Annotated in this window: 22 protein-coding genes; 14 read left to right on the top strand and 8 right to left on the bottom strand. The window is 57.9% G+C overall.

The window, feature by feature from the left end:
• Together ACR0EK_RS09085 and ACR0EK_RS09080 are read right to left on the bottom strand one after the other, a co-directional pair.
• A partial coding sequence (locus ACR0EK_RS09085; RefSeq protein WP_480913684.1) for a hypothetical protein occupies nucleotides 1-224 on the bottom strand: 224 nt, incomplete at its 3' end.
• Between the two features lie 54 nt (nucleotides 225-278).
• A complete protein-coding gene (locus ACR0EK_RS09080) occupies nucleotides 279-992 on the bottom strand; it encodes a uroporphyrinogen-III synthase (RefSeq protein ID WP_480773009.1) in 714 nt (237 codons plus the stop codon).
• A 98-nt stretch (nucleotides 993-1,090) separates the two neighbouring features.
• Between ACR0EK_RS09080 and tsaD the strand changes: the two genes are divergently transcribed.
• The 5 genes from tsaD (at nucleotide 1,091) to ACR0EK_RS09055 (ending at nucleotide 5,284) form a co-directional block, all read left to right on the top strand.
• On the top strand, nucleotides 1,091-2,188 hold the full coding sequence (gene tsaD / locus ACR0EK_RS09075; protein WP_480898889.1) for a tRNA (adenosine(37)-N6)-threonylcarbamoyltransferase complex transferase subunit TsaD: 1,098 nt from the start codon (nucleotides 1,091-1,093) through the stop codon (nucleotides 2,186-2,188).
• Entirely contained in the window at nucleotides 2,185-3,147 is a 963-nt protein-coding gene (locus tag ACR0EK_RS09070; RefSeq protein ID WP_480898740.1) for an NAD(P)H-dependent glycerol-3-phosphate dehydrogenase, read from the top strand. The genes tsaD and ACR0EK_RS09070 overlap by 4 nt, the downstream gene beginning before the upstream one ends.
• Before the next feature lies 1 nt (nucleotide 3,148).
• On the top strand, nucleotides 3,149-3,418 hold the full coding sequence (locus tag ACR0EK_RS09065; protein WP_480773011.1) for a YciI family protein: 270 nt from the start codon (nucleotides 3,149-3,151) through the stop codon (nucleotides 3,416-3,418).
• Complete coding sequence (locus ACR0EK_RS09060) at nucleotides 3,418-3,840, top strand: EVE domain-containing protein (protein WP_480773012.1); 423 nt, start codon at nucleotides 3,418-3,420, stop codon at nucleotides 3,838-3,840. Before ACR0EK_RS09065 ends, ACR0EK_RS09060 begins: the two co-directional genes overlap by 1 nt.
• 160 nt (nucleotides 3,841-4,000) lie before the next feature.
• The gene (locus ACR0EK_RS09055; protein WP_480898737.1) at nucleotides 4,001-5,284 is read left to right on the top strand and encodes a hypothetical protein; all 1,284 of its coding nucleotides are present in this window, start codon (nucleotides 4,001-4,003) and stop codon (nucleotides 5,282-5,284) included.
• 219 nt (nucleotides 5,285-5,503) lie between these two features.
• Here ACR0EK_RS09055 and ACR0EK_RS09050 read toward each other — a convergent pair whose 3' ends face one another.
• The 4 genes from ACR0EK_RS09050 to ACR0EK_RS09035 form a co-directional block, all read right to left on the bottom strand.
• Nucleotides 5,504-5,845: a DUF2853 family protein gene (locus ACR0EK_RS09050; RefSeq protein WP_480482609.1), complete on the bottom strand. Its 342-nt coding sequence runs from the start codon at nucleotides 5,843-5,845 to the stop codon at nucleotides 5,504-5,506.
• A 137-nt stretch (nucleotides 5,846-5,982) separates the two neighbouring features.
• Complete coding sequence (locus ACR0EK_RS09045) at nucleotides 5,983-6,732, bottom strand: extensin-like domain-containing protein (protein ID WP_480482607.1); 750 nt, start codon at nucleotides 6,730-6,732, stop codon at nucleotides 5,983-5,985.
• A gap of 13 nt (nucleotides 6,733-6,745) precedes the next feature.
• On the bottom strand, nucleotides 6,746-8,134 hold the full coding sequence (gene ahcY / locus ACR0EK_RS09040; protein ID WP_480773112.1) for an adenosylhomocysteinase: 1,389 nt from the start codon (nucleotides 8,132-8,134) through the stop codon (nucleotides 6,746-6,748).
• A 102-nt stretch (nucleotides 8,135-8,236) separates the two neighbouring features.
• Entirely contained in the window at nucleotides 8,237-8,551 is a 315-nt protein-coding gene (locus tag ACR0EK_RS09035) for a hypothetical protein (protein ID WP_480482605.1), read from the bottom strand.
• A 206-nt stretch (nucleotides 8,552-8,757) separates the two neighbouring features.
• Between ACR0EK_RS09035 and ACR0EK_RS09030 the strand changes: the two genes are divergently transcribed.
• Both ACR0EK_RS09030 and ACR0EK_RS09025 read left to right on the top strand, forming a co-directional pair.
• Nucleotides 8,758-9,351 carry an HD domain-containing protein gene (locus ACR0EK_RS09030; protein ID WP_480482603.1) on the top strand — a complete coding sequence of 198 codons (594 nt, stop codon included), beginning with the start codon at nucleotides 8,758-8,760 and terminating at the stop codon, nucleotides 9,349-9,351.
• A gap of 36 nt (nucleotides 9,352-9,387) precedes the next feature.
• The gene (locus ACR0EK_RS09025) at nucleotides 9,388-10,110 is read left to right on the top strand and encodes an SGNH/GDSL hydrolase family protein (RefSeq protein ID WP_480546093.1); all 723 of its coding nucleotides are present in this window, start codon (nucleotides 9,388-9,390) and stop codon (nucleotides 10,108-10,110) included.
• A 38-nt stretch (nucleotides 10,111-10,148) separates the two neighbouring features.
• Here ACR0EK_RS09025 and ACR0EK_RS09020 read toward each other — a convergent pair whose 3' ends face one another.
• Nucleotides 10,149-10,703 (bottom strand): ActR/PrrA/RegA family redox response regulator transcription factor, encoded by a 555-nt coding sequence (locus tag ACR0EK_RS09020; protein ID WP_050604676.1) that lies wholly within the window; start codon nucleotides 10,701-10,703, stop codon nucleotides 10,149-10,151.
• Between the two features lie 81 nt (nucleotides 10,704-10,784).
• A complete protein-coding gene (locus ACR0EK_RS09015; RefSeq protein WP_267366429.1) occupies nucleotides 10,785-11,411 on the bottom strand; it encodes an SCO family protein in 627 nt (208 codons plus the stop codon).
• 90 nt (nucleotides 11,412-11,501) lie between these two features.
• Between ACR0EK_RS09015 and regB the strand changes: the two genes are divergently transcribed.
• The 7 genes from regB to addA all read left to right on the top strand — a co-directional run bounded on the left by regB (nucleotide 11,502) and on the right by addA (nucleotide 22,943).
• Complete coding sequence (gene regB / locus ACR0EK_RS09010; RefSeq protein WP_480496378.1) at nucleotides 11,502-12,899, top strand: sensor histidine kinase RegB; 1,398 nt, start codon at nucleotides 11,502-11,504, stop codon at nucleotides 12,897-12,899.
• Nucleotides 12,900-12,964: 65 nt separating this feature from the next.
• Entirely contained in the window at nucleotides 12,965-14,470 is a 1,506-nt protein-coding gene (locus ACR0EK_RS09005; protein WP_480898731.1) for a PAS-domain containing protein, read from the top strand.
• A 42-nt stretch (nucleotides 14,471-14,512) separates the two neighbouring features.
• On the top strand, nucleotides 14,513-14,986 hold the full coding sequence (tsaE, locus tag ACR0EK_RS09000) for a tRNA (adenosine(37)-N6)-threonylcarbamoyltransferase complex ATPase subunit type 1 TsaE (protein WP_480546089.1): 474 nt from the start codon (nucleotides 14,513-14,515) through the stop codon (nucleotides 14,984-14,986).
• Complete coding sequence (locus ACR0EK_RS08995; RefSeq protein WP_480967759.1) at nucleotides 14,983-15,987, top strand: aminoglycoside phosphotransferase family protein; 1,005 nt, start codon at nucleotides 14,983-14,985, stop codon at nucleotides 15,985-15,987. The genes tsaE and ACR0EK_RS08995 overlap by 4 nt, the downstream gene beginning before the upstream one ends.
• The gene (locus tag ACR0EK_RS08990; RefSeq protein ID WP_480773019.1) at nucleotides 15,984-16,670 is read left to right on the top strand and encodes a nucleotidyltransferase family protein; all 687 of its coding nucleotides are present in this window, start codon (nucleotides 15,984-15,986) and stop codon (nucleotides 16,668-16,670) included. Before ACR0EK_RS08995 ends, ACR0EK_RS08990 begins: the two co-directional genes overlap by 4 nt.
• The gene (gene addB, locus ACR0EK_RS08985; RefSeq protein WP_480898728.1) at nucleotides 16,663-19,587 is read left to right on the top strand and encodes a double-strand break repair protein AddB; all 2,925 of its coding nucleotides are present in this window, start codon (nucleotides 16,663-16,665) and stop codon (nucleotides 19,585-19,587) included. Before ACR0EK_RS08990 ends, addB begins: the two co-directional genes overlap by 8 nt.
• Nucleotides 19,584-22,943 carry a double-strand break repair helicase AddA gene (gene addA / locus ACR0EK_RS08980; protein ID WP_480967758.1) on the top strand — a complete coding sequence of 1,120 codons (3,360 nt, stop codon included), beginning with the start codon at nucleotides 19,584-19,586 and terminating at the stop codon, nucleotides 22,941-22,943. Before addB ends, addA begins: the two co-directional genes overlap by 4 nt.
• Nucleotides 22,944-22,986: the final 43 nt, after the last annotated feature.

Here is a 22,986-nt window from a genome sequence, read left to right as displayed (position 1 = left end):
GCTTCGGCTTCGGCTTCGGCTTCGGCTTCGGCTTCGGCTTCGGCTTCGGCTTCGGCTTCGGCTTCGGCTTCGGCTTCGGCTTCGGCTTCGGCTTCGGACAGGTCTTCTTCTACAGGTTCAGTCGGGTCAACAGGCGTATCGTCCTGCCGCAGATCAGTTTCAACTGCATCATCCGCTAGGAGGGGTTCCACCGGCTTTTGATCGGATTTCTTCTTACCAGCCACCGCAATATTCCCCTTATCGAATCCAAATTCAGATGAATAACAGCCCAGGTTAAGTTAATCGGGGACCTCGCCTCCCTCAACCCGCAACACATGTTTCGCAAGCTTTTTAACAGCTTTACGCATTTTCTTCGGTGTCGGATGTTTTGCGATCTTCAGGTGCTCATAGCCCAAGGAATAAAGGGGATCAGCCGTAGCCTGGCTGATCGCAACCAGCCAAAGGGGGGCTGATCCGGCCCAGATATCGGCAAAATGTCGCGCCGTACGCGGCGAGAAAAGCGGAGCAATAATAGGCTGATCTCCTCTGGCGGCCTCGGTTGCCTCGGGTGTTAGCGGCAACAATCGCTGCTGATAGACCGGCTGTTCCCGAACGGTCAGACCAGATTCGGTCAGGCTGCCAGCGACATTGCCCCGTGTATGCTCACCCCGCAGGTGCAAAAGGGGGCTTTTGGGCCGATGCTTGAGCAGATGCCCGACCAATTCTTCTGCCGTGGTTCCAACCATCTTGGCCTGCCACCCATACCCTTTCGCGGTACCGGTTGTTGCGGGTCCCACGCAATAGGCCGGCAGAGTGCGGTCAACACCTTTCGAGACCGCCGCATTCACCGCATTGGCCGATGTAAAGATCAGTCCCTTTACACCTTTGGTATCCACCGCAACTGGCAGAGGCCGGATTTCCATGATCGGCGAATAGAGGACCTGAACCCGGGATCTGACGCCGGTTGGCAGCTGCTCGACAAACCTTTCCGAGGCGGAGCGAGGGCGGGTCATCAACAAAAACAACGTGTGGCGCCTTGACCCTTCAGGATTGTTTGCATCCGCGCAGGGTGATACCCCGCCGTATATACATGATGCAACGGATCAGGGTGATGGTGCAAACACTTACCGTATTGGGTTTGGAAAGCAGCTGTGACGACACAGCCGCAGCGGTCGTGCGCCAGACCGAAGGTGCCAAAGCCGAAATCCTGTCTTCTGTGGTGCACGGTCAAACCGATCTGCACAGCGCCTTTGGCGGTGTCGTGCCCGAGATTGCGGCCCGTGCGCATGCCGAAAAGCTGGATGTCTGCGTCGTGCAGGCGCTGGAGGCCGCTGGTCTGTCACTTCGCGACCTGGACGCCATTGCCGTCACCGCCGGGCCCGGTCTGATCGGAGGGGTCATGTCCGGTGTCATGTGTGCCAAAGGGCTGAGCGCCGCCACGGGCCTGCCGCTGATTGGCGTCAATCATCTTGCCGGTCACGCCCTGACACCCCGCCTGACGGACGGCATCGCCTTCCCTTACCTCATGCTTCTGGTGTCGGGCGGCCATTGCCAATACCTGATCGCCCATACCCCCGAGCAGTTTACCCGCCTGGGCGGCACCATCGACGATGCGCCAGGGGAAGCCTTTGACAAGACCGCTCGCCTGCTGGGCCTGCCGCAACCCGGCGGCCCGTCTGTCGAGGCTGAGTCCCGTGATGGTAATCCCCAGCGGTTCCGCTTTCCCAGGCCACTGCTCGACCGGCCCGGCTGTGACCTGTCTTTTTCGGGGCTGAAAACAGCGTTGATGCGGATGCGCGACCAGATCGTGGCCGATAAGGGTGGGCTGACCCGTCAGGACCGTGCTGATCTGTGCGCAGGGTTCCAGCAGGCCATTGTGGACACATTAGCCGAGAAAACCCGCCGCGCGATTGATCTGTACCTTGATCACAACCCTGTTGATCCCGTTGTCGCGGTCGCAGGTGGGGTGGCGGCGAATTCGGCCATTCGGACAGCGTTAGAGTCTGTTTGTGCCCAGAAAGGTGCCCGGTTTACGGCACCTCCGCTGGCTTTGTGCACGGACAATGCCGCGATGATTGCCTATGCGGGTCTTGAACGCTTTCGCACCGGCGCGCGCGACGGTCTGGACCTGATTGCCCGCCCCCGCTGGCCGCTGGATAAACGCAGCCCGGCCATGCTGGGCAGCGGTAAGAAAGGGGCCAAGGCATGAACATATCTGTCCTGGGATCCGGCGCGTTTGGTACCGCTTTGGCGATCTCGCTATCAGGCAACGGGCCGGTAACGCTGTGGTCCAGAAACGCCGATCAGGCGCGGCAGATGCACGAGACGCGCGAAAACTCCACCCGGCTGCCTGGGGTTTCCTTACCCACGAACATCGCCGTAACCGCAAATATCGCTGAGGCGTCGAAGGCTGACATTCTGCTTTTGGCTGTTCCTATGCAGCAATTGCGCAGCGCCTTGCAGGATCACGCCCCGGTGCTGCGCGGCAAGACATTGGTCGCTTGCTGTAAGGGGATAGAGTTGGATTCTGGCCTCGGGCCCGTTGCGGTCATCAGGGATGTTGTCCCCGACGCCCCGATCGCTTTGCTGACAGGACCCAGTTTTGCTGATGACATAGCGCGCGGTTTGCCCACTGCGTTAACGCTGGCTTGCGGTGATACGAATCTTGGCAAAGCATTGCAGACCAAACTGGCCACTGCGAATCTGCGCCTCTATCGGACCACTGACACCATAGGTGCTGAACTTGGCGGGGCGCTGAAGAACATCATGGCCATCGGTTGCGGCGCAGCAATCGGCGCGGGGTTGGGGGACAGCGCCCGGGCCGCGTTGATGACTCGCGGTTTTGCGGAAATGCAGCGCTTTGCCACCCTGCGTGGCGCGCGTCCTGACACCCTGATGGGCTTGTCCGGGCTTGGGGATCTGGTGTTGACCTGCTCCTCAGAACTGTCCCGAAACTACCGTTTTGGCCTTAGTTTGGGTCTGAACCAACCATTTGACCAACATACTACCGTCGAAGGCGTCGCCACTGCGCGCGCCATGTCAGAGATTGCCGTCAGGGAAAGGCTGGACATGCCCATCAGTACAACTGTGGCGGATCTCAGCCATGGTGCCTACAGGGTAACCGAGGCCATCCAAAATCTGCTCAATCGCCCACTCAAGGAGGAATAACATGCAGATCGCACTCATCGCCCGTGACAAAGCCGGGGCACTGCAAACCCGGCTGGACAATCGCGCGGCCCATCTGGCCTATATCGAAGAAACGGGTGTTGTATCGCAGGCAGGGCCGCTGCTGGATGGCGACGCCATGATCGGTTCGCTGGTTGTGCTCGACGTCGAAGATCTGGCTGCTGCGCAAAACTGGGCAGATAATGACCCCTATGCAAAGGCAGGATTGTTCCAGTCGGTTGAGCTGATTCCCTGGAAAAAGGTGATCGGCTGATGGCGTATTGGCTTTTCAAGTCCGAACCTTCGACCTGGAGCTGGGACCAGCAAATGGCCAAGGGGGACACGGGCGAGGAATGGGACGGTGTGCGCAACTATCAGGCGCGCAATTTCATGCGTCAGATGGCCATTGGGGATTGGGGGTTCTTCTACCACTCTCAAAAGGACAAATCGGTTGTGGGTATTGTCGAGGTATGCGCCGAGGCACATCCCGACAGTTCCACCGATGATGAGCGCTGGGAATGCGTGGATATCAAGGCCATCCGACCATTTTCCAAGCCCGTGACACTGGACCAGATCAAGGCCGACGAACGGCTTTCCGACATGGTGCTGGTGAAAAACTCTCGTTTGTCGGTTCAGCCGGTAACAGACGATCAATGGAAAGTGGTCTGCGCCTTGGGTGAAACGCAGCCGGATTGACCTGCCGTTCTGTATCAGGTGCAAAACTTCTCAAACGTCCGGCAAGGTGTTATGTTTCCAAGGGCTACACCGGGTAGGGATCTGAAGGTTATGATTGCTCTGGCCGTAACCGCTTGGTGTTGTTCGGATAAATTCGATATGTTTTGAAAGTTTGAACCCCGTGTCTGACACTGAAAACGGCAACGGGACACTCGATAACACCGTTGCTGCGAAAAGCACGAAAACCTGGGAAGCGCGCCTGAAAGAGGCGCGGGAGAAGCGCGCGTCGGTGCTTGCGAAGGCGCAGGAAGAACCTGTTTCGACATCTGTCCAGACAGACAATCCTCCCCCTCCGGATGATACAGATACTGAGCAGATCGTTTCCGAGCGGGTCCGTTCGCTATATCTGGACAAACCGCGCGTCAGAAAAAAACGGAAAACTTGGGTCGCGTTAGTACTGCTTGCCCTTTTGTGTGGGGCCGCCTTGCAATGGGTCGTTGCAAATCTTTTTGATGACTGGCCATCCGCAGACGCAGAAGATCAGGCTGTTCTGAATGCGCTTTCTGAAACCTTTCTGGTCCCCGAAGAACCGCCTGAGGCTGCAACCACCAGCCTGCCGGACCCGAAAGACGCCCCTTCGCCAGAGGATCTTTTGGTTTCAGGGGCCTCCGAGCCTGAGCCTTTCTCAATCCCCGCCGACGTCAGCGAACCCTTGGACAAGCCAAATAGCGAGTCCGTCGATCCGGTAATTTTGGATCAATCCGATGCAACGCCCGCCCAGGAACCGGAAAACACTGTCATGCCGGAAAGCGAGTTTGCAACCGGCCCGAATCCTGAAGCGGCAACGGAGAAGCCGGAAGTTTCCTTAACGCCGCCCAAGATTTTCATTCCTGCACAGATGGAACCCATGTTGGCCGTCGCAACTGCTTCAGACATTCAAGCCGCGATTCCAGCCCGGTTTGATCCACGATTTCGCAATCTCAATCCGCTGAACAAGGGCGGATTATCGCAGACATCACAGATAGCCCATGATCCCATTCCGCAAGAGATCGACACACCCGCCAATCGACCCTACACCGAGGTGAAACCGCTTCTTTTGGCGCCAGCCATTGGTCTGGAGGTCTCGCTTTTTGTACCGTCGAGAGTTTCGCAAGAGACCAGCAACCGGGCATTGGAACTGCTTGCCCGAGGTCAGGCAACGGTGGTGGCAACAGCTCGGGTGGGATACCGGGTCAGAGAAACTCAGGTCCGGTTTTACCATCCCGATGACGCCGAAAACGCCGCGATGGCCGCCGATGCACTTGGGGGTATCGCACGGGACTTCACAAGCTCGGGCAGCAAGACGCGCCCGGGGCGGATCGAGGTTTATCTGGAAGGCAGCGGCGGAAATGCGGACGACAATTCAACCGTTCAGCCTGACAGCGCAGAAAACCTTATCGCGCGTATCCTAAAAGAGTTCAGATAAGTAATGAGGGAAGGCCCTGACGATGCAGAACCTTCCCTACCCCCGCGTGCTCCCTACTCACCACACGCGTATGGAAATGTCTGGTTCTGACCGTCCTGGTCACGGTTTGACCTTAGCCCACCCGCGCCCAGCATTTCAAACGCCAAGTCCTTAAAAAACAACTCAAATACAAAACGCCCGCCGGGAAGGCGACAGGCGTTTCAGGAATGCGCGGAAAGATCAGCCGTAAACGGCTTCTTTTCCGAAATGCCTGGTCAGCATGTAATAGACCACGGCGCGGTATTTGTTGCGCTCGGACATGCCATAGGTTTCCATGGCTTTGTTGATCGCTGCCATCAGCTCGGGACCATCGGACAAGCCCAGTTTCTTGATCAGGAAGTTGTTTTTGACGGTTTCCAACTCGGACTCCTGGCTGGCTGCAACAGTTGCCGCATCTGCGTCATAAATCGCCGGGCCGCAACCGATTGTGACCTTGGTCAGCAGGTCCATATCGGGGTTCATCCCACATTTGTTTTTCAGATCTTCAGCGTATTTGGCGATCAGCTCGTCGCGCTTGCCCATGTCCTAATCTCCTTAATCCGTTAATCCGGCACCAATCACCGATAGCCGAGATTAGACGTGTCACAGGTCTGCCAAAAAGGATAAAAAACTGCGTTTCCTCCCCCTTAACGGGGGCTGGAAGGCACAGAATGCAAGACCTATCTGCAGTACCCCCAGCCAGAACCTTGCAGGTGGAAATGATCCGCGTGCAAGCGATTGAAGTCCGGGCCCAGAACCACACGAAACCAGTCGCACGCGCCCCGCCAGATCTGTCGCAGGAACGCGGGTTCGGCGCCAGAGCCGTGCCAGTCCTTTAACAGGGTCAGCACGCGGCCATCGCTCGTCTCTACACCGATGATATCGATCGAGTCCGCACGGGCATGGCTGCTCCATCCGTTGTTTTCACCCTTCAGGGTGCGCATGCGCCTGCAATTGTAACTTCCGACATGGCGCAATCGGGCAATACCGGTTCCAAGCAGTTCGTGCGCGACCGGCTGCACGACATGGTGTTCCCACATCGCCAGCCGCAATGTCGTGGCGCAACTGGTTTCAACGGCTTCGATATGCGAGGTGGCCAGTCGGGTCAGAAGGCCGCGTGCGGCAATGCCACAGTTCTGGTCAATGACCAGATCCTCCATCGCCTCGAAATGAACCCCCGCTTCGGCCAACGTAGCCCGACACTGGGTTTCGTCCGCCACGGCGCGGTTCAGTTGATACCTGGTGACCGGCGTGACCGGCGCGCTGACTTTCAGGTCGCGCAACGGGTTCCAGTGCGATGGCACCGGTGTCTTTGGATGCGCCAACAGCACCCAGCCGCCGCCGCCCAGCACGATCACCACAACCAGAACCCTGAAAACAAAGAACGCCGCCGAGTAAAGAAACCGGCGGCGACCGTTGTTCTGCGTCATCGTCAGACGACAATCAGTAGCGGTAGTGTTCCGGCTTGTATGGACCTTCCGGTTTGACACCGATGTACGCCGCCTGATCCGCATCCATCTTCGTCAGCTTCACGCCGATGCGATCCAGATGCAGGCGGGCCACTTTTTCGTCCAGATGCTTGGGCAGGATGTAGACCTTGTTCTCGTACTGGTCACCTTTGGTGAACAGTTCGATCTGTGCCAGAACCTGGTTGGTGAACGAAGCCGACATCACGAAAGACGGGTGACCTGTGGCATTGCCAAGGTTCAGCAGACGGCCTTCAGACAGCAGGATCAGACGGTTGCCCGAAGGCATCTCGATCATGTCCACCTGCTCCTTGATGTTGGTCCACTTGTGGTTCTTCAGGCTAGCCACCTGAATCTCGTTGTCGAAGTGACCGATATTGCCAACGATGGCCATGTCCTTCATCTCGCGCATATGCTCGATGCGGATCACGTCCTTGTTGCCGGTGGTGGTGATGAAGATATCCGCGCTGGCAACTTCGTCTTCCAGCAAGGTCACTTCGAACCCATCCATCGCAGCCTGCAGCGCGCAAATCGGGTCAACTTCGGTCACCTTCACGCGCGCACCTGCACCGCGCAAGCTGGCGGCCGAGCCCTTGCCCACGTCGCCATAGCCGCAAACCACGGCAACCTTACCGGCCATCATGGTGTCGGTGGCGCGGCGAATACCGTCAACAAGCGATTCCTTGCATCCGTATTTATTGTCGAATTTCGACTTTGTGACCGAGTCATTCACGTTGATCGCCGGGAACGGCAGGTGGCCGTCTTTCACCAGCTGATACAGACGGTTCACGCCGGTGGTGGTTTCCTCGGACACACCCTGAATCTGGTCGCGCATCTTGGTGAACCAACCGGGGCTGGCCGCCATACGCTTGGCGATCTGCTTCTTGATCACCTCTTCCTCTTCCGAACCCGGAACAGGGATGACGTCTTCGCCTGCCTCAGCACGCGCGCCCAGCAGGATGTAAAGGGTCGCGTCGCCACCATCGTCGAGGATCATGTTCGGACCGTCTTCAAACAGGAAGGATTTATCCAGATAATCCCAATGCTCTTCCAGCGTCTGACCCTTGATGGCGAAGACGGGAATGCCCGCCTCGGCAATCGCGGCGGCGGCATGGTCCTGAGTCGAGAAGATGTTGCACGACGCCCAGCGCACATCCGCACCCAGCGCAACCAGCGTTTCAATCAGAACGCCGGTCTGGATGGTCATGTGCAGCGACCCAACGATACGCGCACCTGTCAGAGGCTTGCTGTCACCATATTCCGCACGCAGGGACATCAGCCCCGGCATCTCGGTTTCGGCAATGTCCAATTCCTTGCGGCCGAACCCGGCCAGCGAAATGTCTTTAACGATATAGTCCACGGCCATCAGGCGCTCCATTTTCGGTAAATCACAGTCCCGGCTGCCCCTAGCACTCCTTGGGGCAGGTGGCAACTTTGAAGACTGTTACCGGAAGCCTGCTGGCCGCTTTCAGCTTGGCGTGCCTTCGATTTTTATCTTTGGTATCGCTTCAAAAAAATCTGTGCCAACGGCAACAATACAACTGATTCCGTTCGCATTGGTTACCAAAACGGTATAACTGCCCGTTTCCTTCGAGGCCCAGACCTCCATCACAGATTGCGCGTCGCGCGTCTTTTGCAAACCGCCAAAGGCCAATTCTTCGGCGTAGTTTTCCTGCAATCTGGTGACAATATCGTCGCGATCTGCGCAACTTCGGGCAAAAGCTGGTGGGGCGGTCGCGGCCATTCCAAAGGTCAAGGCAATGGCGAATAAACGCTTGAACATGACAAACTCCTATCGTTTCGCGTTTCACGGTCGAGAGGAGCACACCGGGAGAAGCATGTGCCCCCCTCGGTTTTGATGTCGGGATCATGGCGCGCCGTTTCAAAGCACAAATGCTCAAGAAACTGTTGGCAGCAAGTGATCCAGACAGGTACATCATAACACAAAAATATGGCGCAATCGCGTCCGGTCAGGCGAGGCATAGCAAAATGGCAACACAACCCAGGGCATGGCAGCGCATGTTATCGGGGCGTCGGCTGGACCTGCTGGACCCGACCCCGGTGGATATCGAGATAGAAGATATCGCCCATGGGCTTGCTTTTGTGGCGCGCTGGAACGGGCAGACACGCGGCGATTTCGCCTATTCCGTGGCCGAACACTCCCTGTTGGTTGAGGAACTCTTCGGCAGAATTGCCCCCAAGACACCCGTCAAGTGGCGGTTGGCAGCCCTGTTACATGATGCGCCGGAATACGTGATCGGCGACATGATTTCGCCGGTCAAATCCGCTGTGGGCCCCGGTTACGGCGCCTTGGATGACCGTCTGGCGGCAGCAATTCACATCCGCTTCGGCCTGCCAGCCGCGGTGCCGAAAACGGTGAAGCGGCAGATCAAGAAAGCCGACAAGATCAGCGCCTGGATGGAGGCCACCCAGATCGCGGGCTTTTCCGAGGCTGAGGCGACGAAATTCTTTGGTCGCCCGGATAAAGCGGTGATGGAGGGATTGGAGATTACGTTGAGACCACCGGTCGAAGTAAGGAAAGCCTACACAGATCGGCACACAGTGCTTCTCGCGCTACTTTAGCGACTTGCAACCTGAACAGCTAAAGGAAATGGTGAAATGAGCGCGAAACGGCCGATTGGGAACCGGATCTTGCTTGCAACAAATTTGGTGCTGATCCTGGCGCTAGCAGCCGTGTTGATCAGAACTGGGTATCTGGCGAAGACAGTACGCAAGCTTACCGGAGCGCATACTCCCGTCACAGAAACTAAACACTATCAGACAATGGTGTGGCTGCACAAACGACCGATTTCCCAAGCTCTAGCGTCACCGAATATTCAAATCGCATTTATTGGTGATTCCATCATCGAGGGATGGCTAACCAGCAACATCGTTTCAAACGCATTGAATCTGGGAATCAGTCGGGACACAACCCAAGGCTTAATAGCAAGGGTACACCCGGAGCTCATCACTCATGTTCCGGTCTGGTACTTGGGTGTTGGGGTTAATGACGCCCTGAACGACACACCTCTGGAGGAGATTCCGAAATATGTTAAGCAGTTAGCGGATGTGTTCACCTCCGTAGACAGATTGATCTGGCGTGCCGTTCTGCCTGTCGCAAGCGAAACTTGGACTATCGAAAACGAAACGTTTCGAACCACCTACAACATTGCAGCACAACAAGCTTGCTTGGAGATGGGAAACTGCACGTTTCTCAACTCCCCTCCCGGGTATAGTGATAACATCGACAAGTGGACATCGGACGGCCTACACCCCAATCCAATCGGTTATCGTCACCTGACACAGCAGCTTTGCGCTGAAATAAAGTGTTCCCTTCAGTGACGCTGAGTGGGGTTTTTTGCGGTGATTAGGTTATAGTCTCAACGCGGGCTGCGTTTCGCTAGTATCCGCTGCAAGGTCCGGCGGTGCATGTTCAGCCGCCGTGCGGTCTCACTGACATTCCGGTCGCACAGCTCATAAACCCGCTGGATGTGCTCCCAACGCACGCGGTCCGCGCTCATCGGGTTTTCCGGCGGCGGGGGCAATTCGTCACCCTTGGCCAGCAGCGCATTGGTGATGTCGGTGGCGTCGGCGGGTTTCGACAGATAATCGGTTGCGCCGATTTTTACGGCAGCAACCGCAGTCGCAATCGCCCCGTACCCGGTCAGAACCACGACCCGGCTGTCAGGGCGCTTTTCGCGCAAAACCTCAACCACATCCAGACCGTTGCCATCCTCCAGTCGCAGGTCAACAACCGCGTAAGCCGGTGGGCGGGCGGTGGAAATTGCGCGGCCTGCGGCGACGGATCCTGCGGTTTCAACCTCGAACCCACGCTTTTCCATGGCCTTGGCCAAACGTCTCAGGAACGGCTCGTCATCATCCACCAAAAGCAAGGATTTGTCAGGGCCGATATCAAGCTGAGAACTGTCTGCCATATGTTAGGTCTTTCCGCTATTTCATGCCTTTGGCTTAAACATGAGTAATAGCAGCGCAGAAACAAAGGTCAAACAACCTTGTTAATGCGCTGCCTGGTCCAGAAAGCACCCGACCCTGTCCGCCATCTGTTCGGCCGTGTCATCGCGCTTGAAGAATTCAAGGAAACCATGTTCGGGCGTCACCAGATATGTGAAGGTGGAATGGTCAACAAGGTAGAATTCGTCGCTTTTATCCTGTGCCTTGTAATAGGTCTTGTAAGCCTTGCTCGCCGCCCTGACCTGTTCGGGTGAACCGGTCAAGGCAATCGTTTTGCCGCCTAAGTTAAAGGCATAATCATCCACAACCTCGGGCGTGTCCCGTTCGGGATCGATCGAGATGAACAGCGCAGTGGCCGACTGTCCGCGCTGGTTCAGGATATCCACGGCCTCAACATTGCGGGACATGTCAAACGGGCAGACATCGGGGCAGAATGTGTATCCGAAATAGACAAGTGTGGGTTCGGTGATCACGTCTTTGTCGGTCACCGTCTCACCTTTGCCATTCACCAGTTCAAACGGCCCGCCGATAGCAGCGGTCCCCCCGGCGATCTGCCCGGATCGGCACTGTGCAAACTGGTCGCCGGATCCGCCCCCACGCGTCAAAAGCCACATCGCACCTAGGCCAATAGCCAGAACGAGAGTTGCAAGAATTGCGTATAGGCGGGTCATTTCGGTTTTCCGGTCGCAAGGGGTTGTTGATCGTTCCGGCCGGGACACCTATCAAGATGACCAGCCTTTGCAACAGGACATAAGCGACCGATGGCAGATTCCAATCAGACTTTTTGGCGCGGCCAGGAACGCAGCAGCTGGATCCGCCTGCGCACCCTGATCCTGTTGCGATGGGTTGCCATTTTTGGTCAGATCACCGCCATCACCGTGGCCCAGCAATACTATCACGTGCAGCTGGAACTGGGCCTGTGCTATCTGGCCATCGGGATCTCGGTCATGGGTAACCTGACTGCCATTCTGTTGTTTCCACAGAACAAGCGGATGTCCGAGTTCGAAAACTTCCTGATGGTTCTGTTCGATCTGCTGCAACTGTCGATCTTGTTGTATCTGACGGGCGGTCTGAACAACCCCTTTGCCCTTCTGCTTTTGGGGCCGGTCACGATTTCCGCCAATGTGATGAGCACACGGTCGACCTTGATTGTCGGGGCTGTTGCGATTGTTCTGACCACTCTGCTGGCGGAATTCCACCTGCCGCTGCGGACCAACATCGGAGTGTTTCTGGACATTCCGGAAATCCTGCTGTTTGGCAACTGGGCGGCTATTATTATCGCCATCGTCTTTATCGGTGCTTATTCTCACCGCGTCAGTTCCGAGGTTCAATCCATGTCCGAAGCGCTGGCTGCCACCCATATGGCGCTGGCCCGCGAGCAAAAATTGACCGATCTGGGTGGCGTGGTCGCCGCTGCCGCGCACGAGTTGGGCACCCCCTTGGCCACGATCAAACTGACAAGTGCGGAACTGATCGAAGAGCTGGACGACCGCCCCGACCTCAAGGAAGACGCCGCCTTGATCCGCGAGCAGGCTGATCGGTGCCGCGACATTTTGCGCGATATGGGTCGTGCCGGAAAAGATGACCTGCATTTGCGGCAGGCTCCGCTTTCGACGGTGGTGAACGAAGCCGCCGAACCGCATGTTGACCGGGGCAAGGTCGTTCATTTTTCCGAAGGCCCGACGCAGGGCGGAGACGTGCTGCAACCCTCGATCCTGCGAAAGCCCGAGATCATTCACGGGCTCCGCAACCTGATCCAGAATGCCGTGGATTTCGCCCGCGCCAATGTCTGGGTCGAAGCCGAATGGACAGACAGCAGGATCACCGTCAGCATCATGGATGACGGGCGCGGCTACCCGTCGCACATGATTGGACGCATAGGTGATCCCTTCATGCGCCGCAGACGGGCCGAAGCCGACCTGCGAACCCGGCCGGAATACGAAGGCATGGGACTGGGACTGTTCATCGCAAAAACGTTGCTGGAACGCAGCGGTGCCGAGCTGAAATTCGCAAATGGCACGGATCCGTATCAGCATCTGACTGATCACAAGGACCGGACAGGCGCGATCGTCAAAGTCTCGTGGCCGCGCAACCTGATTGACGCGCAAAAGGGTGACACGCCGGTTCCATCCGGTTCCAACAAACGCATTCAGGTGTGAGTTAAGGAGCCGTTAACCTATCCTGCCCATAGTCAGCCGGGGTTTGTTCTACCTTGGGGATATTCATGGCCGATTGGATCATTCTGGCCGCGATCAGCCTGGTATCGGGATGCTTTGCCGTGCAGTGGTTATTGCCACGCCAGACGCGACGCGACGATGTCTTTGGTTTGTTTTCGACAACATCCCTGTTCGATGCGGTATTCCTGTTTGATGGTGATCACCTGATCAGCCACTCCGATATCGCGCTTGCCGGGTTCGAACATGTTGGAAGCTGGCAGGACTTGCGCCGCCTGCTGCAAAGGGATTTCCCCACCTTCCCCGAAACACCCGAAAAGGTTCGCGATCAAAATGTACTGGTAATCTCGGCCATTGATTGCACAGTCGAACGCGAAATCGTGTGTGAATGGATCGACGGGATTGTCCGCGTGCGTCTGCACGAACCGGCCAGAATTTCTCCGACTGGGTCAAGCACGCTGAGTGAACCGAGCCGTCTGGCCATGGAACAGGCCCCCTATCCGGTATGGTTGCTGGATCACTACAGCCAGGTGCAATGGTGCAATGCGACTTATGTCACGCTTGTTCGCCGGGCGCGTGGTCAGGATGCCGATCTGACTGCCCCGCTGTTTCCGGGCACCTCTGATGCGCCGTCGCTTGGAAAATCAAGGGTTTCGGTAGATGTGACTGGGTCCAACAGCAAGTTGTGGTTCGATCTGACGCAGATCGAACAGGAAGACGGGCGGTTATGTTACGCCACAGACATCAACGCCATTGTCGAAGCGGAAACCGCGCAACGCAAGTTCGTGCAGACCATGACCAAGACGTTTGCTCAACTTTCGATCGGCCTGGCCATTTTCGATCGCAACCGGCAACTGGCGCTGTTCAACCCGGCCCTGATTGATCTGACCACGTTGCCGCCGGATTTCCTCAGTTGCCGCCCGAATATCAGCAGTTTCTTCGACCGGCTAAGGGATCAGCACATGATGCCAGAGCCCAAGAACTACCGTACATGGCGGCGTCAGATGAACGACCTGCTCGAAGCGGCCGAGGGCGGCAATTACCACGAAACATGGTCGCTTCCCTCTGGCTCGGTTTATTCTGTAAGCGGCAGGCCGCACCCCGACGGGGCTGTTGCGTTTCTGTTCGAAGATATTACGGCAGAAATCACGTTGACGCGCCGCTTCCGGTCCGAGATGGATCTTATGCAATCCATATTGGACAAGCTGGCCGATGCAATCGCTGTATTTGCCGATGATGGCACCCTGGCCCTTACCAACTACGCCTACGAAAAACTTTGGGGCGACGCACAGGAAATCGGCTTTCAGAACGACACGGTCACCGATGTCACGCGGCGGTGGCAGGAGCATTGTGTTGCTACGCCGATTCTGGGAGAGATCCGGGATTTCGTCGAAATGCGGGATAACCGGGCGGAGTGGACGGCTGAAATCCGGATGCGGTCGGGCATCACTTTGGACTGCACGGTTTCACCGGTTCATAACGGTGCGACGATCGTGCGGTTTGCACCCGTGGATCTTCTGACAAAAACCGCCCCGTTGGAACAGACCAGCGCCTGAACCGGGGTTGCAGCCGATTGGGCAGAACGTCATTGTGGCGCCATGACGACGCCCCCCCAAACCCTGACCTTCAGATCGCCCGATGAAACCGCAGATTTTGCGACCCGTGTCGGGTATTCGCTCAGTGATGGGGATGTCCTGTTGCTTAGTGGTGCAATCGGCAGCGGCAAGACGCATTTCGCACGCAGCCTCATTCAATCACTTATGCCTGAACCGGAAGATGTGCCGTCACCCACATTCACTTTGGTTCAGACCTATGACACCCCTGCCGGTGAGATCTGGCACTGCGATCTTTATCGGCTGAACGCGTTAGAGGAAGTGGATGAACTGGGTTTGGTCGATGCCTTTGACACAGCAATCTGCCTTGTGGAATGGCCGGAAAAGCTGGGCGCACTAGCCCCTGCCGCTTCGTTAAAGCTGGCCTTCGAAACAGACCCTGACACAGAAGATACCCGCCACGTGTCCTTGTCATGGACCGATCCGAAATGGGTAAAAAAGCTGGAGAGTGCAGGATGACAAACAGGACAGTCCTGGCAGAGGCCCTTATTGCACAAACTCCTTGGGCCGGGGCAACGCGTGCACCACTGGCCGGCGACGCATCGAACCGCCGGTACGAACGTGTTACCGATCCGGTCAGTGGGCGAACGGCTGTCCTGATGGATGCGCCACCAGACAAGGGCGAAAGCGTCGAATCGTTTGTGCGTGTTGCTGAGTATCTGCGTTCGATTGGCCTGAGTGCGCCCGAGATTTACGCAGAAGACGCTGAATATGGATTTCTGCTGCTGGAAGATCTGGGTGATGATCTGTTTGCACGTGTTCTGAAAAAAGACCCGTCCAAAGAACGCTTTTTGTACGAGGCCGCAACAGACGTATTGCTTCACCTGCATCAGGCCCCATTATTGTCGCTACCGTCCTACGACCCGGCCCTGATGACGGATCTGGCGACGCTGGCGCTTACGAGATATGCTGCTGGAATTCAGGGCAATGTTGATCATGACGTTCTGGACCGGTTCGAACTTCGGTTTGCCGATATTCTGCACCGAGAAACCTCTGGGGACAAAGTTGTCATTCAAAGGGACTATCACGCGGAAAACCTTCTTTGGCTGCCCGAGCGCGACGGCTTAAGGCGCGTCGGATTGCTGGATTTCCAATTGGCCATGCTGGGGCACCCCGCCTATGATCTGGTGTCCTTGCTTCAGGACATTCGCCGCGATGTTTCGGTCGGAACAGAAATGCAGATGATCAACCGCTATATTGCAGGGTCAGGTATGGATGATCACGAGTTTCGGACCGCGTACAGTGTATTGGGCGCGCAGCGAAATCTTCGCATCCTTGGCGGTTTTTCGCGACTGGCAACCGATTACGGCAAGCCGCAATATCTGGACATGATCCCGGCGGTCTGGTCGCACCTCATGCGGGATCTGGAACACCCTGCCCTTGTTTCCGTGGCCTCGCTACTGCACGACGCTCTGCCCCGACCAACACCTCAGAATTTGGCCAGGCTGAGGCCGCAATGACCGGATCACCCTTTGCCGTAATGTTGTTTGCCGCCGGATTTGGCACCCGTATGGGCGCGTTGACCAAGGACCGACCCAAACCGCTGATCGAAGTGTCCGGGCGCCCCCTGATCGACCATGCGCTGGATCTTGTCGACAACCTTGGCCCTGTTCGCACAGTTGCAAACGTGCATTACCACGCCGATCAGCTCGACGCGCATCTCGGGCCCAAAGGCATTCTGATATCGCGGGAGGAGCCGGAGATTCTGGAAACTGGTGGAGGATTGCGCGCAGCCCTGCCATTGCTGGGAACCGACCCAGTGTTCACCCTGAATACTGACGCAATCTGGTCCGGCCCAAATCCATTGAAACTGCTGCAAAACGCATGGGATCCGGCCCGCATGGATGCGCTTTTGATGTGTGTTCCAACTGCGCAGGCCATAGGTCACGACGGGCCCGGTGATTTTACCGCTGATCGGGCGGGGCGGATCACGCGTGGGCCCGGCTTGGTTTACGGGGGCGCGCAGATCCTCAAGACACAAGGGCTGCACGCCATCTCGCAGCCGGCGTTTTCGTTGAACCTGCTTTGGAACCAGATGCACGACCAGAGGCGTTTGTTCGGCATCGAGTATCCCGGGCGCTGGTGTGACGTGGGTCGCCCCGATGGGATCGCTCTGGCCGAGGATTTGCTGGCCGATGTTTGACCCCGAACCCCTTCCCCGCGTCTTCGCTGTTCCGCCCGGTACGGATTTCCCCAAGGCGTTGGTCGACGGTCTGAAGCGGCGTTGTTCAGGTCCGCCCGATGCTTTGGCGCGGGTGGAACTGGTGTTGAACACGCGACGCATGGAGCGGCGCGTACGTGATCTGTTCAATCAGGGGCCACCTTGCCTGCTGCCCCGCATCTCGCTGTTAACCGATCTGGGGGACAGCGCTGATCTGGCGCATATTCCACCTGCCATTCCGCCCCTTCGGCGGCGTCTGGAACTGACGCAGCTGGTAGCCAAATTGTTGGAACAACAACCAGATCTGGCCGCGCGGTCGTCGGTTTTTGACCTGTCCGACAGTCTGGCGGCGCTGATTGACGAAATGCAGGGCGAAGGTGTGTCACCGGACACGATCCGGGGGCTGGATGTCAGCGACATGTCCGGCCATTGGGCGCGGGCTCAGACCTTTATCGGTATCGCAGATCATTTCATTGACACGGGCTCGCAGGTGATGGATGCGCAAGCCCGCCAACGTCGCGTGGTCGAAAACCTGATCGCCCGCTGGCAGACCGCCCCCCCCCTGCATCCGGTTATTCTGGCCGGGTCAACCGGTTCGCGCGGCACCACGCTGATGCTGATGGACGCCGTCGCGCGCTTGCCGCAGGGGGCGCTGGTACTGCCCGGATACGATTTCGACCAGCCGGATCACGTTTGGGAAGGGTTGGATGATGCGTTGACTTCGGAAGATCATCCGCAATACCGGTTTCGCAAGTTGATGCGCGGGCTGGGCCTGTCACCCGGCCAGATCACCCCCTGGACAGACCTGAACGCCCCCTCGCCTGCCCGTAACCGTCTGGTTTCCCTGGCTTTGCGCCCGGCCCCGATCACCGATGCCTGGATGAGCGAAGGCCCGAAACTGGCTGATCTACTCGGCGCAACCAAAGACCTGACACTGGTCGAGGCGCAATCACCGCGGGACGAGGCTTTGGCCATTGCCCTGCGCCTGCGACAGGCTGCTGAAACCGGTCAGACCGCCGCCCTGATCACGCCCGATCGCATGTTGACCCGTCAGGTCAGCGCCGCGCTGGACCGGTGGAACATTCTGGCGGATGACAGCGCCGGCCTGCCGCTGCAACTCTCGCCTCCGGGCCGGTTTCTGCGACATGTGGCTGGTCTGTTCACGCGCCGTCTGGAGGGCGAGGCGCTGCTTACCTTGCTAAAACACCCTTTGTGCCATGACGGCAGTGAACGCGGTAACCATTTGCTGCACACGCGTGATCTGGAACTGGACCTGCGCCGCAATGGCCCGCCATTTCCGGATGGCACCAGCCTCGCAGCATTTGCAGTACGCAAAGAAGCCCCCGAAAGCTGGGCCCACTGGGTTGTTCACCACTTCTGCGATCAACAGATCTGTGGCGAGTTGGCGCTTTCCGACTGGGTAGATCGGCTCACAACACTTGCCGAGGCGATCTCGGCCGGCAGTGCAGGTGAAACCGGCACGCTTTGGGACAAGAACGCGGGTCAAAAAGCGCTGGCAGTGCTGAATTCCCTCAGGGATGAGGCGCAACATGGCGGGCCGATGACAGCCCATGATTTTGCCGATCTTCTGGGCGCGTTGCTTGCAGGGGAAGAGGTCCGCGACCGCGACGCGCCACATCCGCATATCATGATCTGGGGCACACTCGAAGCGCGGGTACAAGGTGCGGACCTGTTGATCCTTGGCGGATTGAACGAAGGCAGTTGGCCAGAAGCTCCGGCTCCTGACCCCTGGCTGAACCGGCAGATGCGTGACAAAGCGGGGTTGTTGCTGCCCGAACGGCGGATTGGCCTGTCGGCGCATGATTTTCAACAGGCCATCGGCGCGCCCGAGGTCTGGCTAACCCGCGCAACCCGCTCGGACGATGCGGAAACGGTGCCGTCCCGTTGGGTGAACCGGCTGACAAACCTGTTGCAAGGCCTGCCTGAGCAGGGTGGCCCCCAAGCGCTGGCCGAAATGCGCGCCCGTGGCCAAAACTGGCTGAATTGGTCCGACGCTCTGGAAGACGCGCCGCGCATTGACCCCGCGCAACGCCCATCCCCGCGCCCGCCAGTTGCCGCGCGTCCACGTCACCTGTCAGTAACGGAAATCAAGCGGCTAATTCGCGATCCTTATGCCATCTATGCCAAGCATGTGCTGCGTTTGAAACCTCTCGACCCGCTTGTCCAGGCACCCGACGCGTTGCTGCGGGGGATCGTAATCCACGAAATCCTCGAACATTTCGTCAAGGATAGCGTGCTCGACAACGCCTTGCTGACGCGTGAGAATTTCCTGAAGCGCGCGCACGCATTGCTGGAGCAGCATGTCGCCTGGCCCACGGCGCGGCACCTGTGGCTTGCGCGACTGGAACGGAACGCAGACGACTTTATCAGCGCCGAACTTTCGCGCCGGGGTGATGGCGGGCCAGTGGCCTTTGAAGCGGCGATGAAGCTGGTGCTGAACCCGCTGGATTTCACCATAACAGGGCGCGCCGACCGGATCGATCACAACAGCCGGGGGGCCTTGCGGATCATCGACTATAAAACCGGCGCGCCTCCGACAGAAAGCCAGCAGTCCAAATTCGACAAGCAATTGCTGATCGAGGCCGCAATGGCCGAGCAGGGCGGTATCGAAGGGCTTGACCCGATGGCGGTGGCAGAGGCGATCTTCATCGGGATGGGTGGTGCCTATAAAGAGGTGCCCGCGCCGCTGCTGAAAGAACCCGCCGACAAGGTTCTAGCCGAGCTGAAAGAGCTGATTTCGGCTTATTTAGAATCTGATCAGGGGTATTCGTCCCGCCGAATGCTACACAAGGATACGGATATCGGTGACTATGATCATCTGGCCAGGTTCGGCGAGTGGGACCGGACAGCCGAAACGCGCCCCGAGGATTTGACATGAGCGCGCGCAACGAAGCAACCGAACGGCAGGTGCAGGCCGCGCGACCAGATGCCTCGACCTGGCTGGCCGCCAATGCGGGGTCTGGAAAGACACGGGTTCTGACCGATCGGGTGGCGCGCCTGCTGCTGGGTGGCGTCCAACCGCAGCACATTCTTTGCCTGACCTATACCAAAGCCGCTGCCAGCGAGATGCAGAACCGGTTGTTTGACCGTCTTGGCAAATGGGCCATGCTGGAAGATGCCAGGCTGCAAAAGGACCTGGCCGAATTGGGCGTGACTGGCACCATCGATTCAGATCGATTGGCCCAAGCGCGCACCCTGTTTGCCCGCGCCATTGAGACGCCGGGTGGCTTGAAGATTCAGACAATTCACTCTTTCTGCGCCTCGTTGCTGCGTCGTTTCCCGCTCGAGGCCGGGGTCAGCCCGCAGTTTTCGGAAATGGAAGACCGTGCGGCAGCTTTGCTAAGGGAAGAAATTGTTGAAGATTTTGCAGAAGGCCCGCAGGCCGGGCTGATCGAAGACGTGGCCCGGTTTGTCACCGATACAGGCTTTGACAAGCTGACTGCGGCGATCACCCAGAAACGCAACCTGTTCGCGCGGCAACTGGATTGGTCTGATCTTCTGCAACGCTTCGAACTGCCCTCGCATTTCGACGATAATGCGTTGTTCCAAAGCGTTTTTCAGGGTGGTGAGGTCCAGCTGATCCAATCAATGCTGCCCGTATTGCTCGAAAGTGGAGGCAATAATGCCAAGGCTGCGGCAAGGCTGGCAGGGTTCACCGACGCACGATTGGCTCACTTGCCCATGCTGGAAGACGTGCTGCTGACCGGAAAAGGCGCAAAAGAACCGTTTACCGCCAAGATCAACGGCTTTCCCACCAAACCCCTTCGCGAAGGTGCGCTGGCGGACCGGATGCCTCAACTCGAAGCTCTCATGCTGCGGGTCGAGGCCGCGCGTGAACGCCGACTGGCGCTGGTTGCCGCCCAGAAAACCGCCGTTTTGCACCGCTTTGCCGCTGCATTTCTACCGGAATATGAACGCCGCAAGCAGTTGCGGGGGTGGCTGGATTTCGACGACCTGATCCTGCGCGCACGTCAGGTTCTGAATGACCCGGCGGTGGCCGAATGGGTGCTGTACCGTCTAGACGGGGGTATCGACCACATTCTTGTCGACGAAGCGCAAGACACCAGCCCCGATCAATGGGATGTGGTCGAAAAACTGGCTCAGGAATTCACCAGTGGGGAAGGGGCCCGATCAGGGGTCGAGCGCACGATTTTCGTGGTCGGCGATAAAAAGCAATCGATCTATTCCTTTCAGGGCGCCGACCCGCAAGCTTTTGACCGGATGCAGGAAGAGTTTGACCGAAAACTCGCTGAATCAGGCTCTAAACTGTGGGATTCGACGCTGGAATATTCATTCCGATCCTCCAGCGCGATCTTGTCTCTGGTCGACACGCTTTTTGAGAACCGCGCCGATGCGGGATTTCAGAAGGAAAGCCAGCACCGCGCCTTCAAATCCGATTTGCCCGGTCGGGTTGATCTTTGGCCCGTCGTCGAGAAAGTCGAAGACGCGGAAGAGGGGGATTGGACCGATCCGGTGGACCGGCCCGGATCGCGGCATCATACCGTTATTCTGGCCAAACGGGTGGCTGAGACGATCAAAGAAATGATCGATGGCGGCGAAACGATCCCTGAAGACGGGGACACGCAGGGCCAGTTTGTTCGACGCAAAGTGCAACCGGGTGATTTTCTGATCCTTGTGCAACGCCGGTCCGACTTGTTTGCCGAAATCATTCGCGCCTGCAAGGTTGCCGGGCTTCCCATCGCCGGGGCGGACAGGCTGAAAGTGGGTGCCGAACTTGCGGTCAAGGATCTGGCTGCGCTGCTTAGCTTTCTGGCCACGCCCGAAGACAGCCTGTCGCTGGCGACAGTTCTGAAATCCCCACTGTTCGGATGGTCCGAGCAGCAGCTTTTCGATCTGGCCCATCGGCGGGAGGAGCAATTCCTGTGGGCTGCTTTGCGCAGACGCGCCGACGATTTCCCCAAAACCCTGGCCGTGCTGAACGATCTGCGCAGTCAGATCGACTTTCTGCGCCCCTATGACCTGATCGAACGCATTCTGACCCGACATGACGGGCGGCGAAACCTGTTGGGCCGACTGGGACCCGAGGCAGAAGACGGTATCAATGCCCTGCTGTCGCAGGCGTTGGCCTACGAGCGGACGGATATCCCCAGCCTGACGGGATTTCTGGTCTGGATGCAGACCGACGATCTGGAAATCAAACGACAGATGAGCGGGGTCGGCAATATGATCCGGGTGATGACGGTGCACGGCTCGAAAGGTCTGGAGGCTCCGATCGTCATTCTGCCGGATACCGGCAAACGTCAGCCGCCACGCGACGCCGAAATCATGGTGGCAGACGGGACACCGCTGTGGAAGGTTTCGGCAGACCAATCGCCAAACCTGATCACTCACGCCCGGTCAGAGGCGCGCACCCGCGAGGAAAACGAACGGCTTCGCCTGCTATATGTGGCTCTAACACGGGCCGAAAAGTGGCTGATCGTGGCGGCGGCGGGTGATTTGGGTAAAGATGGCAACAGCTGGTACCAGATGGTAGAAGCGGCGATGGAAAAGGCCGGGGCAACGCAACTGCCTGGTTCAGATAAACGTCGGCTGTCCCATGGCGACTGGGATGGGTTGCCATTGGTCGAGCAGTCAGTTGCATTGGCCAAACATTCAGAACTGCCCGACATGTTCCTGCACCCCGCACCAGAACCAGTTGTACCGGCGGCCTATATCAGCCCTTCGGATCTGGGTGGTGCCAAGGCGTTGCCGGGTGACGCTGGTCTGGATGAAGACGCTGCCAAACTGCGCGGAACCCGCGTGCACCTGCTGCTTGAGCATCTGCCCAAAGTCACGCAGAACCACTGGCCAGAGCTTTGTGCCCGCCTGCTGCCCGAGGTGAGGCAAGAGGATCAGGGCGCATTGCTGACCGAAGTCACAGGCGTACTGGCATCCGAAAGCCTGCGACACATTTTCACGCAGGACACATTGGCCGAAATACCTGTTACTGCCGACCTGAACGGGCAGCGAATGTATGGGATTATCGACCGCCTGATCGTGACAGACACCGAAGTCCATGTGATTGATTTCAAATCAAATGCCACCGTTCCGAACCGGGTCGAAGATTGCCCCGAAGGGTTGCTTCGCCAAATGGGCGCGTATGCGCAGGCCCTGTCGCAGATCTATCCAAACCATAAGATACGCACCGCAATCCTCTGGACAAGAACGGCAAATCTTATGTGGCTGCCACACGATCTTGTGACGGATGCCGTGGCCTGCACCCAGATATCTTGACCTTACCTACTGCCACCCCTACCTTCACAGCCCAAGCGCATAT

The organism is Ruegeria sp. AE4 (assembly GCF_056542185.1).
The sequence above is the reverse complement of the archived record's forward strand: the minus strand, read 5'-3'. Positions and strand labels throughout refer to the sequence as shown.